Genomic DNA, 14,092 nt, shown 5'->3' with positions numbered 1-14,092 from the left:
CGCGCGCGATATGTGGCTCCGAGATGTCCGTGCCTTATTCCAACCTTGAGTCGTCGAGCAGCCGCGCGAGGAACGCGCGCACGTCGTTCGGCGCGTCGAAGTGCCCGTTGACACCCATGGCGCGGCGGCCGACCGAGAAGGCGAGCCCGTTCATGTCGGGCATGATCGCGAACACGGTCTCGTCGGTGACGTCGTCGCCGATGAAGATCGGACGGCGCCCCTTGAAAGGCTCGTGCTTCATCAACTCGCGCACGCCGGTCGCCTTGGTGAAACCGGAATGCTTGATCTCGCAAACGAACTTGCCGGGCAGCACCTCGATCGGCGCGTTGGGCAGGTCGGCGCGGATCAGCGAAACGGATTCATAGATCGCCTTCTCCGCATGCGGCGCAAGGCGGTAATGCAGCGCCAGCGAATAGCCCTTGTCTTCGAGCAGAATGCCGGGACTGAGCTTGGCAACCGCCGCGAGCCGCCGCTTCAACTCCTTGTCCAGCGGCGGCGCACTGATGGCATCGGCTTCATTGTCAATGGAAAGCCGCATTTCCGCGCCGTGGCCGGCGACGGCGCGAAAGACATCGGGCGCGAAGATCAGGTCGATGTCGTTGAGCGAACGGCCGCTGACCATCGCCAGCGCGCCCGACGTGCGCTCCGTCAACCGGTTCAGTGTTTCCGACAGGCCTGGCGGCACCCACACCTCGCGCGGCGTCGGCATCAGGTCGAGCAGCGTACCGTCGATGTCGAGCAGGATCGCTGTTTCATTGAGATGCGGTACGAGTGCGTGAGGCACCGGCACCGCATCGGGCGCTTCATCGTCGACCATGGCGCGCTTTTGATCCAATTCAGCCAGTTCCGATTTCATAGTCTACTCCATGGAAGCCAGCGGCCGCGCGATTTCTTCGAGCGATTTGCGCTCCGCCGAGACGGCATAGCGCCACGCCACGATCGCGGCTGCGATCATCAGGAATGCCCCCAGCAAATAGCCTGCGAACACGCTCGTGCGTGATCCCGTGTCGATCAGCGCCCCGAACAACGCGGGGCCGATCACGCCGCCGATGCCGGTGCCGACCGCATAGAATACGGCGATCGCCAGCGCGCGGACTTCCAAGGGAAACGTCTCGCTGACGGTGAGATAGGCGGCGCTCGCGGCGGGCGAGGCAAAGAAGAAGATCACCATCCAGGCGATGGTCTGCCCCTGCGCGCTCAAGGCGCCGATCGAGAACAGATAACCCGACAGCGCGAGCAACAGGCCAGACGTCCCATAGGTGAACATGATCATGGTCCGGCGGCCGAGCGTATCGAACAGGCGACCGAGCAGCAGCGGACCGAGGAAATTGCCGGCGGCGAAGGGGAGCAGATACCAGCCGACATGATCGGCGCTGATGCCGTAAAAATCTGTCAACACCAGCGCAAAGGTGAAGAAGATGGCGTTGTAGAAGAAAGCCTGCGCGATCATCAGCACGAGGCCGACCATCGCCCGCTGGCGGTAGACCGAGAACAGCGTGTGCACGACCTCGCGGATCGGCGTGTGACTCCGCATTTTCAGGCGGATCTTGGCGAAGCGCCCGTCGCTCGTATCCTGGTCGTGTCCGAGCACCGAGCGCTCGATCACGTCGACGATGGCGTGGGCCTGGTCGGGACGGCCGTGGATCATCAGCCAGCGCGGACTCTCCGGAATCCACATCCGCATCAAGAGCACGACGAGGCCGATGGCCGCGCCGATGAGATAAGCGAGGCGCCAGCCGAGATCGGGGCCGATCACCGCGGGATCGAGCAGCACGATGGCCGCGACAGCGCCCATGGCCGCACCGATCCAGAAGCTGCCGTTGATGACGAGATCGGTCCAGCCGCGATAGCGCGCCGGCACCAGTTCCTGGATGGTGGAATTGATCGCGGTGTATTCGCCGCCGATGCCGGCACCGGTGAGGAAGCGAAACAGCGCGTAGCTCGCGACATTCCATGACAGAGCGGTCGCGGCCGTTGCCGAGAGATAGAGCGCGAGCGTGATGAAGAACAGCTTCTTGCGGCCGATGCGGTCGGTGAGCCAGCCAAAACCGAGCGCGCCGAGCACAGCACCCGCGAGATAGGCGGAATTGGCAACGCCGAGATCGAGATTGGAGAAATGCAGGGTGGGACTCTGCTTCAGCGCGCCGGAGAGCGCGCCGGCGAGCGTCACCTCGAGGCCATCCAGAATCCAGGTGATGCCGAGCGCGAGCACGACGCGGGTGTGAAAGCCGCTCCACGGCAGCGCGTCAAGTCGTGCGGGAATGCTGGTTTCGATAATGCGATCAGCCGCGGCCGCCGTGGAGACCACAGGTCCATCGTTCGGCGCTGGGCTTCGCTGCAATTCCATCGCGTTGTTGCATCTGACCAATGGACATGGCCCCGGTTCACATGGCGTGAACGGGGGCGATCCGATCAAGGGGGTGCGGCATTCCGCCTGCCACCTGCCACAACGTCTGTGGCGAGGGCAGGTTCCCCGTGGAACGACCGTTCGCGCCGCTGGTTTTCGCTGGAGCCGCAAGGAGTTGACGCATGGCTCATGTCAGAAAGACGACACATTCTCGCAAAACAGCGGCGCGCAAGAGCACCAAACGCGCCGCACCGAAGCGCTGGTCGCAGCGCGTGACGAAGGAGAGCGACGCGCTCGACCTCAAACAAGGCGTGTTCAAGCTGACCAGCGCGAAGAAGATCGCGACCTCGTTGAAGCGCTCGGCCGAGCACAGCGCGCGCCGCAAGACCGGCGCCTACCGCTCGGCCCTGTCGATGCTGACGTTCTACATCAACCGCGCCGGCAAGACGCTGCCGCAGACGCAGCGCACGCGGCTGGAGCGGGCAAAGGTGGAGCTGAAGCGGGCATTCGGGAGGGAGTGAGTGCCACGTCGTCCTGGACAAGCGCAGCGCCGATCCAGGACCTATTACCCCAGGGAGCAATTTGGCGATGACTCGGAGTGAGCAGTTCGCCCGATAACTGCTGCTTGGGCTAATGGGTCCTGGCTGTCGCCAGGACGACATTGGCGGGAATGCCCCTACGCCGCCCGAATATTGCCCATGAAGCGGTCGAGCTCGGCACGCAGGCGGGTGCTTTCGGACGACAGTGTCTTGGCCGAGTGCAGCACCTCTTCCGAGGCCGAGCCGGTTTCGGCGGCGCCGCGGTTGACCTGGCCGATGTCGGTGGCGGCGGTCTGAGTGCCCTGCGCGACGGTCTGGACGCTGCGCGCGATTTCCTGCGTCGCTGCGCCTTGCTGCTCCACTGCGCTCGCAATCGACGTCGAGATCGACGAGATCTGGCCGATGGTCGCGCCGATCTCCTTGATCGCCGCAACCGACTCGGCGGTGGCGCCTTGCATGCCCGTGATGTGCGAGGAGATCTCGTCGGTGGCCTTCGCGGTCTGGCTCGCGAGCGACTTCACTTCGCTGGCGACCACTGCAAAGCCGCGGCCGGCTTCACCGGCGCGCGCCGCCTCGATGGTCGCGTTGAGCGCCAGAAGATTGGTCTGCTCGGCGATCGCCGTGATGAGCTTGACCACTTCGCCGATCTGCTGGGCGGCATGCGAGAGCTTGCCGATGCGGTTATCGGTCTCCTTGGCCTGCACCACGGCAGCTTCGGCAATGCGGCTGGAATCGCGGACCTGGCGGCCGATCTCCTCGACCGAAGCCGAGAGCTCTTCCGTCGCGGTCGCGACCGACTGCATGTTGCTGGAGGCCTGCTCGGAGACGTCGGCGACCTGGCTCGACAGGCTCTGCGTGGTCTCGGCGGTGCGGGTCAGCGTCGAGGCCGCCGATTCCAGCTGCACGGCGGAAGCCGAGACGTTGGAGACGATGGCGCCGACCGCGCTCTCGAAATCGTCGGCGAAACGAATCAGCTCGGAACGGCGAGCAGCGCTCGCTTCCTTGTTCTGGGCCTCGTTGGCGGCGGCGTCGCGCTCGGCCTTGGCCACGGCCTGCACCTTGAATTCTTCGACCGCGCCGGCCATCTCGCCGATCTCGTCCTTGCGCCCCAGGCCCGGCAGCACGACGTCGAAATTGCCCGCGGCAAGCTCGCGCATCGCCTTGCACATCGCGATCATCGGACGCGAAATGCCATTGCCCAGCATCCAGGCCAACGCGGCGCCAATGGCGAGGCCGCCCAGCGCCATCATCAGCATCGTCCGCTCGGTCTCGCTGATGGTGGCATTGGCGCTCACCTCGATGCGCTGCTGATCCGCCGTCAGCTCCGACCGCAGCTCACCCGAGAGCTTGAGAATGGACGCGGCCGTCTTGGTCATGTCGCCGTTCAGCTTGACGATGACCTTCACGTTCTCGGTCAGCTTCGAAAAGGAGGCGCGGTACTGCTTGAGGAGATTGCTGATCTCGGTGACGCGGTCGGTGATCTTCTGGTCGTTGGCATAGATCGAGACCAGCAAGGTCTCCAGGAATTTGATGCGGGCGGTCACGCCGTCGGCGGTCTTCGGCTCCGGCTTGGCGACGAAGGCGCTGACCGAGGTGGAAACCGCAAGGTATTGCGATGTGATGTCCTTGGCCGTGCCCTGAACCGAGTTCAGGCCCGCCAATGCCGCGGTATCGGCAAGATCGTCGAACTTGAAGCGGATCTTGTTGCCGACGCTGTTGAGCTCATCCGTCGCGATCTTGCCGTTCTCGCGCGTCAACGTGATGATCTCGCCGAACACCTTGGTAAAGCTCTTGAAGTCGGCCTCGAGCCTGCCGACCTGCTCGCGGCGCGCGGCGCCCGTGGTGGCCGCCGCAGACTTGGCGATCGCGGCCCTCAAATTCTCTTCGGCCGCTTTGGCGGCGGTCTCATCATCCGCCGCGCCGGTCAGCGTGTAGGCCCGCGCCAACCCCTGGTAGGCGATCAGCTCGCGATCGACCGTCCGCGCAAGGTCCGCTTCGGCGACGCTGGAGCGGTAGGAGGCCACGGCGGCCTGGATCCGCTCGAACCCGAAATACGCGAAAGCCATGCTGACGGCGAGGATGGCGAGCACCGCCACGAAGCCGAGAATGATTTTTGCGCGAAAACGCAAGGTGAGCAGCTTCGATGTGGTCGGCTTCGACTTGACGGGCATTCCCCACCCCATTCCATTCGCGGAAAACCAGGCGCAGCCCGGAAGCAGCCCGCTTCCTGACGCGTGAGCACGGTAAATGGCAAAGGATAAGCGGCGGTAAATTTGTGGCGCCGCAACCGGCGGTTAGGTGACGCAGGGTCTCGTCGTCCTGGCTTTCGCCAGGACGACATTGGCGGGAATGCCGCTACGCCGCCCGGATATTGCCCATGAAGCGGTCGAGCTCGGCACGCAGGCGCGTGCTTTCGGACGACAGTGTCTTGGCCGAGTGCAGCACCTCTTCCGAGGCCGAGCCGGTTTCGGCGGCGCCGCGGTTGACTTGGCCGATGTCGGTGGCAGCGGTCTGAGTACCCTGTGCGACGGTCTGGACGCTGCGCGCGATTTCCTGCGTCGCTGCGCCTTGCTGCTCCACTGCGCTCGCAATCGACGTCGAGATCGACGAGATCTGGCCGATGGTCGCGCCGATCTCCTTGATCGCCGCAACCGACTCGGCGGTGGCGCCTTGCATGCCCGTGATGTGCGAGGAGATCTCGTCGGTGGCCTTCGCGGTCTGGCTCGCGAGCGACTTCACTTCGCTGGCGACCACTGCAAAGCCGCGGCCGGCTTCACCGGCGCGCGCCGCCTCGATGGTCGCGTTGAGCGCCAGAAGATTGGTCTGCTCGGCGATCGCCGTGATGAGCTTGACCACTTCGCCGATCTGCTGGGCGGCATGCGAGAGCTTGCCGATGCGGTTATCGGTCTCCTTGGCCTGCACCACGGCAGCTTCGGCAATGCGGCTGGAATCGCGGACCTGGCGGCCGATCTCCTCGACCGAAGCCGAGAGCTCTTCCGTCGCGGTCGCGACCGACTGCATGTTGCTGGAGGCCTGCTCGGAGACGTCGGCGACCTGGCTCGACAGGCTCTGCGTGGTCTCGGCGGTGCGGGTCAGCGTCGAGGCCGCCGATTCCAGCTGCACGGCGGAAGCCGAGACGTTGGAGACGATGGCGCCGACCGCGCTCTCGAAATCGTCGGCGAAACGAATCAGCTCGGAACGGCGAGCAGCGCTCGCTTCCTTGTTCTGGGCCTCGTTGGCGGCGGCGTCGCGCTCGGCCTTGGCCACGGCCTGCACCTTGAATTCTTCGACCGCGCCGGCCATCTCGCCGATCTCGTCCTTGCGCCCGAGGCCCGGCAGCACGACGTCAAAATTGCCCGAGGCAAGCTCGCGCATCGCCTTGCACATCGCGATCATCGGGCGCGAAATGCCGGTGCCGAGCAGGAAAGCGAGGATCGCGCCGAGCAGCGTGCCGCCGACGGCCAGCATCAGCACCAGTTGCTCGGTCTTCCCGATGGTCGCTTCCGATTCGGACTCCAGCCGCTGCTGTTCGGCAACGAGGTCCGCCTTCATGGCGGTAGCACCCTGAAGGATCGCGCCGGCCGAACCGCTCATCTCGGTGACGAGATCGTCGATCATCTTGGCGTTGGCGATCAGTTTTTCCAGCGATTCCCGATAGGCGCCGAGCAATCCCCTGGCATCCTTCAGGCCGGCGACGATCTTGTCGTCCATCGAATAGACTGCGTTGAGCGAGTTCTCGACGAATTTCAGCCGCGCCAGCGCGCTGGTAGCAATCGTCTGGTCGGACGTCAGCACGAAATTGGTCGCCGCCGCATTCGCGGTCTGGAATTGGGCGTTGACCTGCTTGGTTCCGAACTCGATCGCCTGCGCCTCGGAATCGGAGGCATTGTTGCCGATGTCGTCGAGCTTGTATTTCAGGAGGTTGGCGTTGCGCGTGAGCTGGTTCTGCACCAGCAGCGTGCTGTCACGCTTGGCCTGGAGGACTTTTGCGAAGGTCGCGGAGAAGTTGGAAAACTCCTTGGAGAGCTTGCCCAGACTTTCCTGCCGCGCCGGCTTCTTGGCGCTCTTGACCGCCTGGTCGATGGCGCCCTTCAGGCCGGTCTCCGCGTCCAGCGCCGTCTTGGCGTCGTCCTCCTTGCCGGTGACGACGAAATATTTGACGGCCGAGCGATAGGCGAGCAGCTCCCGGTCGATATTACGGGCGAGATCGGCCTCGGTGACGCTGCTGCGGTAGGACCCGACCCCGGACGAGACCCGCTCGAAGCCAAAATAGGAGAAAGCCATGCTGCCGGCGGAGATCACCAGCACCGCGGCAAAGCCCAGAATGATCTTGGCGCGGAACCTGAGGGTCGGCATTATTGTGCGCTTCGACGACGACGCGATACGCCCGGACATTCCCACCCCCATTTTCATTCAGCCGAGATCCGGTGGCGCCCCGCCCCCTGACCTGGCTGCGCAAAACTAAGGCAGAATCGATAAGGGGCGGTAAATTCGGTGGGCCGCAGAGTTCAGGCTCTATCAGCCCAGCGAACTGAAAAGGCGAACCGCGCTAGGATATAGAGGCTGGCATCCCAGCTGCGCCCCGGCGCCGCACCCGATCTGGCCGACTCGCCCCCCCAACCAATGTTGGGCATTCTGGATCAATGACTTTTCCATGACGCGGGCGACCAAAATCGTAGTTGCAAAGTTCCGGGTCGCTGTCTCTAATTAGAAACAATCAAAATCGACCCCGGGAGGACTTCAACCGTGTCTACAGTCAAACTGACGGTGAACGGCAAGGCTGTTGCCGTTGACGTCGAGGACCGCACGCTGCTGGTTCAGCTGCTGCGCGACCACCTCAACCTCACCGGAACCCACGTCGGCTGCGACACCAGCCAGTGCGGCGCCTGCGTCGTCCATATGGACGGCAAGGCGGTCAAATCCTGCACCATGCTGGCGGGACAGGCCGACGGCGCCAGCATCACCACGATCGAAGGCATCGCCAAGGGCGACGAGCTGCACCCCATGCAGGCGGCCTTCCGCGACAATCACGGCCTGCAGTGCGGCTATTGCACGCCGGGCATGATCATGTCGGCGATCGATATCGTGCACCGCTATGGCGGCCAGCTCGACGAGGCCACCGTCCGCCACGAGCTCGAAGGCAATATCTGCCGCTGCACCGGCTACCACAACATCGTCAAAGCCGTGCTGGACGCGGCAGGCCGCATGAAGGTCTCGCAGGCAGCCGAGTAAGCGGCGCGCCTCGATATAAGAACCATTGCCGCTGCTTTCGAGGGAAAGCGCGGTCAAGACAAATTCCGATCGGGAGGACCAGACATGGGTGTTGAAGGCATTGGCGCGAGCGTCGTGCGCAAGGAAGACAAGCGTTTTATTACCGGCAAGGGCCGCTACGTCGACGACATCAAATTGCAGGGCATGACCCATGCCCATTTCATCCGCAGCCCGCACGCGCATGCCAAGGTGAAGGGAATCGATTCCTCCGCCGCGCTGAAGATGCCGGGCGTGGTCGCGGTGCTCACTGGACAAGAGATCGTCGACGACAAGGTCGGCAACCTCATCTGTGGCTGGGCCATCACCTCCAAGGACGGCAGCCCGATGAAGATGGGCGCATGGCCGGCGATGGCGCCGGAGACGGTGCGCTTCGTCGGTCAGGCCGTCGCGGTCGTGATCGCCGAGACCAAAAATCTCGCACGCGACGCGGCCGAAGCCGTGGTCGTGAACTACGAAGAGCTGCCAGCGGTCGCCGACGTCCACGCCGCGATCAAGTCCGGCGCGCCGCAGTTGCATCCCGAAGCTCCCGGCAACCAGGTCTATGACTGGGTGATCGGCGACGAGGGCGCCACCGATGCAGCCTTCGCCAAGGCCGCCAACGTGGTGAAGCTCGACGTCACCAACAACCGCCTCGCGCCGAACGCAATGGAGCCGCGCGCCGCGATCGCCGACTACGATTCGGCGGAAGAGCACTTCACGCTCTACACGACGTCGCAGAATCCGCACGTCGCCCGCCTCGTGCTGTCGGCGTTCTACAACATCGCCCCCGAGCACAAGCTGCGCGTGATCGCACCCGATGTCGGCGGCGGCTTCGGCTCGAAAATCTTCATCTATCCCGAAGAGATGGTGGCGCTGTGGGCCTCGAAAAAGGTCGGCCGTCCCGTGAAATGGACCGGCGACCGCACCGAGGCCTTCCTCACCGATGCGCATGGCCGCGACCATGTCACTCATGCCGAGATGGCGTTCGACGCCAACAACAAGATCACCGGATTGAAGGTGAAGACCTTCGCCAATTTCGGCGCCTACATGTCGCTGTTCTCGTCGTCGGTGCCGACCTATCTCTACGCGACGCTGCTGTCGGGCCAGTACAACATCCCGGCGATTCATGCCGAGGTGGTCGGGGTCTACACCAACACGACGCCAGTCGACGCCTACCGCGGCGCCGGCCGCCCCGAGGCGAGCTATCTGATCGAACGTCTGATGGAGACGGCGGCGCGGCAGTTGAAGGTCGATCCGGCCGCGCTGCGCCGGACCAACTTCATCACCCAGTTCCCGCACCAGACGCCGGTGATCATGGCTTATGATACCGGCGACTTTAACGCCTCGCTCGACGCCGCGATGAAGGCGATCGACTATGCCGGCTTTGCCGGGCGCAAAGCCAAGGCGAAGGCCGACGGCAAGCTGCGCGGCATTGGCGTGTCCTGCTACATCGAGGCCTGCGGCATCGCGCCGTCGAAGGCCGTCGGCAGCCTGGGCGCCGGCGTCGGTCTTTGGGAATCCGCCGAAGTCCGCGTCAACCCGGTCGGCACCATCGAGGTCCTGACGGGATCACACAGCCACGGCCAGGGTCACGAGACCACGTTCTGCCAGCTCGTTGCGGAGCGTCTCGGCGTTCCCATCAGCCAGGTCTCGATCGTCCATGGCGACACCGACAAGGTGCAGTTCGGCATGGGCACCTACGGCTCGCGCTCCGCGGCCGTCGGCCTCACCGCGATCCTGAAGGCGATGGAGAAGATGGAATCCAAAGCCAAGAAAATCGCCGCGCATGCGCTGGAAGCCTCGGAAGGCGACATCGTCATCGAGAACGGCGAGTTCAAGGTGGCCGGCACTGACAAGGCGATCGCCTTCCCGATGGTCGCGCTCGCAGCCTACACCGCGCACAATCTGCCTGACGGGATGGAGCCGGGCCTGAAGGAGAGCGCCTTCTACGATCCGACCAACTTCACCTTCCCGGCCGGCACATACATCTGCGAGCTCGAGGTCGATCCCGGCACGGGCAAGACCTCCTTCGTCAACTTCGTCGCGGCCGACGATTTCGGCCGGCTGATCAACCCGATGATCGTCGAAGGCCAGGTCCATGGCGGTCTTGTGCAAGGCATCGGACAAGCGTTGCTCGAGCACGCGATCTACGACGCCAACGGGCAGCCGGTCACGGCCTCGTTCATGGACTACGCCATGCCGCGCGCCGACGACGTTCCCTCGTTCAACCTCTCCCACACCACGACGCTGTGCCCGGGCAATCCCTTGGGCATCAAGGGTTGCGGCGAGGCCGGCGCGATCGGGGCGTCAGCGGCCGTGATCAATGCGATCACGGATGCGATCGGCAAGAACAATCTGGAAATGCCCGCAACCCCTGACAGGGTGTGGCGCACGATCCACGCGGCTTAAGGGAGGAACGAAGATGTACCAGACCGTTTATCATCGCGCGTCCTCGGTTGACGAAGCCGTCGCCCTGTTTTCCAAGAGCAGCGAAGCAAAGTTCCTCGCCGGCGGCCAGACGCTGCTGCCGGTGATGAAGCAACGCCTCGCCAGCCCGACCGACGTCATCGACCTCGGCAAGATCAAGGAGCTGCAGGGCGTCGAGCTCTCGGGCGACGTGCTGACCATCAAGGCCGGCACGACCTATTTCGACATCATGCAGAATGCCGATGTGAAGAAGGCGATCCCCGCAATCGCCTATCTCACCTCGGTGCTCGGCGACCCCGCCGTGCGCTATCGCGGCACGATCGGCGGCTCGATCGCCAACAACGATCCCGCGGCGGATTTTCCCGCCGCGCTGCTCGCGCTTGGCGCCACCGTGAAGACCAACAAGCGGTCGATCACGGCGGATGACTTCTTCCAGGGCATGTTCACGACGGCGCTGGAGGACGGCGAGCTTATCACCGCCGTGTCGTTCCCGGTTCCGGCGAAGGCAGGCTACGAAAAGATGCGCCACCCTGCGTCTCGCTTCGCGCTGACCGGCGTGTTCGTCGCGCAGACGAAGTCGGGCGAGATTCGGGTAGCCGCCACCGGCGCCTCGCAAAGCGGCGTGATGCGGGTCGCGGCCATCGAAACGGCGCTGAAGGCGAATTGGTCACCGTCGGCGATCGATGGCGTGAGCATCTCGGCGAGCAATCTGCTGGCCGACATCCACGGCACGGCGGAGTACCGCGCCAACCTCATCAAGGTGATGGCGCAGCGCGCGGTGGCTGCCGCACGCTGATGATCGCGCTTTAGCGCCTCAACACAAATCTTCCGCGGCGCGCACTTCGGTGCGCGCCGTTTTTATTTGGCCGTGCGGCACGAAAACCGCTTGCCTCGCTGGCGTGAAGGCGAGAAAAGTTAATCAGCCAATTAACTCGCCCACAGAGGAATGTCCGAGGCGATTGCCGAACAATCGGCATCCGCCCGCGACCCGAGGAAACAACGATTGCTCGACAAATCAGCCCCCACCTCCTCCGTTCGCACCTCCGGCCCGCTCGCAGGTTTCCGCATCGTCGAATTCGCCGGCATTGGACCCGGCCCGTTCGCCTGCATGTTGCTGGCCGACATGGGCGCCGAAGTCGTCACGCTCGATCGTGTCGGCGCCAGGAAGAGCATGAAGTCCGTCGCAGGCCGCGGCCGCAAGGTGGTCGAGCTCGACCTCAAGGACAAGACGGCGATCGCGGAGGTGCTGGATCTGCTTGCGAATGCCGACGCGCTGGTCGAGGGTTTCCGTCCCGGCGTGATGGAGCGGCTCGGCCTCGGGCCTGACGTCGTGTTCGCGCGCAATCCAAAGCTGGTTTACGGCCGCATGACCGGCTGGGGCCAGCAAGGCCCGCTCGCCAATGCCGCCGGCCACGACATCAACTACATCTCCATCACCGGCGCGCTCGCCGCGATCGGCACGAAGGAGGCGCCGGTGCCGCCGCTCAATTTGGTCGGCGATTTCGGCGGCGGCGCGCTCTACCTCGTCGTCGGCGTGCTTGCAGCGCTCTTGGAGGCCTCGCGGTCAGGCAAGGGTCAGGTCGTCGATGCCGCGATGTGCGACGGCGCGGCATCGCTGATGTCGTTCTTCTTCGACATGACCACGCTCGGCCGCTGGACCGAAGGCCGCAACGAGAACTTCCTCGACGGCGGCGCACATTTCTACGGCGTCTATGAATGCGCCTGCGGCCATTTCGTCTCAATCGGCTCGATCGAGCCGCAATTCTACGCGCTGCTGCGCGAGCACGCCGGCCTGACCGACGCCGATTTCGACGCGCAGATGGACCGCAAGGCCTGGCCCGCGCTGAAGGAAAAACTGAAGACGGTGTTCAAGAGCAAGACGCGCGAGGACTGGTGCAAGATCATGGAAGGCACCGACATCTGCTTTGCGCCGGTGCTGACCATGTCGGAAGCAACCGAGCATCCGCATATGGTCGCCCGACAGGTGTTCGTCGAGCGCCACGGCGTCAAGCAGCCGGCGCCGGCGCCGCGCTTTTCACGGACGCCATCGGCGGTGCGCGAGCCGGAAGGAGCGGAGATCGGCGCAGTGACGAAGGCGTGGAAGGCGGGGCGTTAGACCCCCGCCGTTACAACAACCTCCGCTGTCGTCCCGGCGAAGGCCGGGACCCATAACCACAGGGAGTGGTTTGGCGAAGACTCGGAGTTCGGTACCCTCACCGATCAGATCGATAAATCACGCGGTATGGGTCCCGGCCTTCGCCGGGACGACACCTGTTTTGATGTGGCAGTGTACGTAAAGTGCGCGACTTACGCCGCATCCACCTTCAGCACCCCACGCCGGATCTGGTCCTCCTCGATCGATTCGAACAGCGCCTTGAAATTGCCCTCGCCAAAACCGTCGTCGCCCTTGCGCTGGATGAACTCGAAGAAGATGGGGCCGATCGCATTGGCCGAGAAGATCTGCAGCAGCACCTTGGTCTGACCGCCGTCGACGACGCCTTCGCCGTCGATCAGGATGCCGTTCTTCTGCAGGCGCGCGACGTCCTCGCCATGCTTCGGCAACCGCGCGTCGATCCGCTCGAAATAGGTCTCGGGCGGCGCTGGCATGAAGGGCAGGCCCGCTTCGCGCAAGTCCTCGATAGTGCGGTGAATGTCACGGCAGCCGCAGGCGATGTGCTGGATGCCTTCGCCGCGATAGATATTGAGATATTCCTCGATCTGGCCGGAATCGCCGGCGTCCTCGTTGATCGGAATCCGGATCTTGCCGTCGGGGCTCGTCAGCGCGCGCGAGAACAGGCCTGAGGCGCGGCCCTCGATATCGAAGAAGCGGATCTGGCGGAAGTTGAAGAGCTTCTCGTAGAAGCCGGTCCACACGTCCATGCGGCCGCGATGGACGTTGTGGGTGAGGTGATCGAGATAGAACAGGCCGGCGCCGGCGGGACGTGGATCGCGCGCGCTGAGCCATTCGAACTCGTTGTCATAGGCCGAACCCTTGACGCCATAGCGATCGACGAAATAGAGCAGGCTGCCGCCGATGCCCCTGATCGCGGGGACGTCGAGCGTCTTCTGCGCGGAGGACACATCCGCAGGCTCGGCACCGAGCGATAACGCACGGTCATATGTCTTCTTGGCATCGACGACGCGAAACGCCATCGACGGCGCACAGGGGCCGTGGGCGGCGACGAAATCGTGACCGTGGGTGCCGGGCTCCTCGTTGACGAGATAATTGATGTCGCCCTGGCGATAGACCGTGATCTTCTTCGTTCCGTGGTGCGCGACGGCCGCATAGCCCATCAGCTTGAACAGGGCGTGCAGCTGTTCCGGATCGGGATGCGCATATTCGACGAACTCGAACCCGTCGGTGCCCATCGGATTGTTGGCGCTGATCGTGGCCGGCGGTGCATCGTGCGGAAACGGACCCATGGTGCTCTCCCAAATTGCTGCTGCCATGAACTATCCTTCATGGCGCCTGCAATGAGCGTGCAAATGGGACGTCATTTGGCTATCCTGCGCACGATCTGTGCATAAA

At 64.1% G+C, this 14,092-nt stretch carries 10 protein-coding genes; 5 read left to right on the top strand and 5 right to left on the bottom strand.

Features of this window, described 5'->3' with window-relative positions:
• Positions 1 to 34: 34 nt before the first annotated feature.
• Both otsB and IVB45_RS01430 read right to left on the bottom strand, forming a co-directional pair.
• Positions 35 to 856 (bottom strand): trehalose-phosphatase, encoded by an 822-nt coding sequence (gene otsB, locus IVB45_RS01435; RefSeq protein ID WP_247363139.1) that lies wholly within the window; start codon positions 854 to 856, stop codon positions 35 to 37.
• Between the two features lie 3 nt (positions 857 to 859).
• Complete coding sequence (locus tag IVB45_RS01430; protein ID WP_247363142.1) at positions 860 to 2,347, bottom strand: MFS transporter; 1,488 nt, start codon at positions 2,345 to 2,347, stop codon at positions 860 to 862.
• 182 nt (positions 2,348 to 2,529) lie between these two features.
• On the opposite strand from IVB45_RS01430, the gene IVB45_RS01425 reads away from it, so the two are divergent.
• Positions 2,530 to 2,868 (top strand): DUF3175 domain-containing protein, encoded by a 339-nt coding sequence (locus tag IVB45_RS01425; RefSeq protein WP_027568042.1) that lies wholly within the window; start codon positions 2,530 to 2,532, stop codon positions 2,866 to 2,868.
• 155 nt (positions 2,869 to 3,023) lie between these two features.
• Here the strand turns inward: IVB45_RS01425 and IVB45_RS01420 are convergent, their stop codons facing one another.
• Together IVB45_RS01420 and IVB45_RS01415 are read right to left on the bottom strand one after the other, a co-directional pair.
• Entirely contained in the window at positions 3,024 to 5,057 is a 2,034-nt protein-coding gene (locus tag IVB45_RS01420; RefSeq protein WP_247363143.1) for a HAMP domain-containing methyl-accepting chemotaxis protein, read from the bottom strand.
• 184 nt (positions 5,058 to 5,241) lie between these two features.
• Entirely contained in the window at positions 5,242 to 7,281 is a 2,040-nt protein-coding gene (locus IVB45_RS01415; protein WP_027568324.1) for a HAMP domain-containing methyl-accepting chemotaxis protein, read from the bottom strand.
• 351 nt (positions 7,282 to 7,632) lie between these two features.
• On the opposite strand from IVB45_RS01415, the gene IVB45_RS01410 reads away from it, so the two are divergent.
• The 4 genes from IVB45_RS01410 to IVB45_RS01395 all read left to right on the top strand — a co-directional run bounded on the left by IVB45_RS01410 (position 7,633) and on the right by IVB45_RS01395 (position 12,679).
• Complete coding sequence (locus tag IVB45_RS01410) at positions 7,633 to 8,118, top strand: (2Fe-2S)-binding protein (RefSeq protein WP_007599059.1); 486 nt, start codon at positions 7,633 to 7,635, stop codon at positions 8,116 to 8,118.
• Positions 8,119 to 8,202: 84 nt separating this feature from the next.
• Positions 8,203 to 10,545, top strand: a complete 2,343-nt coding sequence (locus tag IVB45_RS01405; protein ID WP_247363144.1) for a xanthine dehydrogenase family protein molybdopterin-binding subunit — start codon at positions 8,203 to 8,205, stop codon at positions 10,543 to 10,545.
• Between the two features lie 13 nt (positions 10,546 to 10,558).
• Positions 10,559 to 11,359: a xanthine dehydrogenase family protein subunit M gene (locus IVB45_RS01400; RefSeq protein ID WP_247363145.1), complete on the top strand. Its 801-nt coding sequence runs from the start codon at positions 10,559 to 10,561 to the stop codon at positions 11,357 to 11,359.
• Positions 11,360 to 11,566: 207 nt separating this feature from the next.
• Complete coding sequence (locus IVB45_RS01395) at positions 11,567 to 12,679, top strand: CaiB/BaiF CoA-transferase family protein (protein ID WP_247363146.1); 1,113 nt, start codon at positions 11,567 to 11,569, stop codon at positions 12,677 to 12,679.
• A 191-nt stretch (positions 12,680 to 12,870) separates the two neighbouring features.
• Here IVB45_RS01395 and hppD read toward each other — a convergent pair whose 3' ends face one another.
• Positions 12,871 to 13,986, bottom strand: a complete 1,116-nt coding sequence (gene hppD, locus IVB45_RS01390) for a 4-hydroxyphenylpyruvate dioxygenase (RefSeq protein ID WP_247363201.1) — start codon at positions 13,984 to 13,986, stop codon at positions 12,871 to 12,873.
• Positions 13,987 to 14,092 lie beyond the last annotated feature (106 nt).

The sequence above is a fragment of the Bradyrhizobium sp. 4 genome, assembly GCF_023100905.1.
In the GTDB taxonomy this organism is placed as follows: domain Bacteria; phylum Pseudomonadota; class Alphaproteobacteria; order Rhizobiales; family Xanthobacteraceae; genus Bradyrhizobium.
Note: the sequence above shows the minus strand (reverse complement) of the source record. Positions and strands in the feature narration are given on the sequence as shown.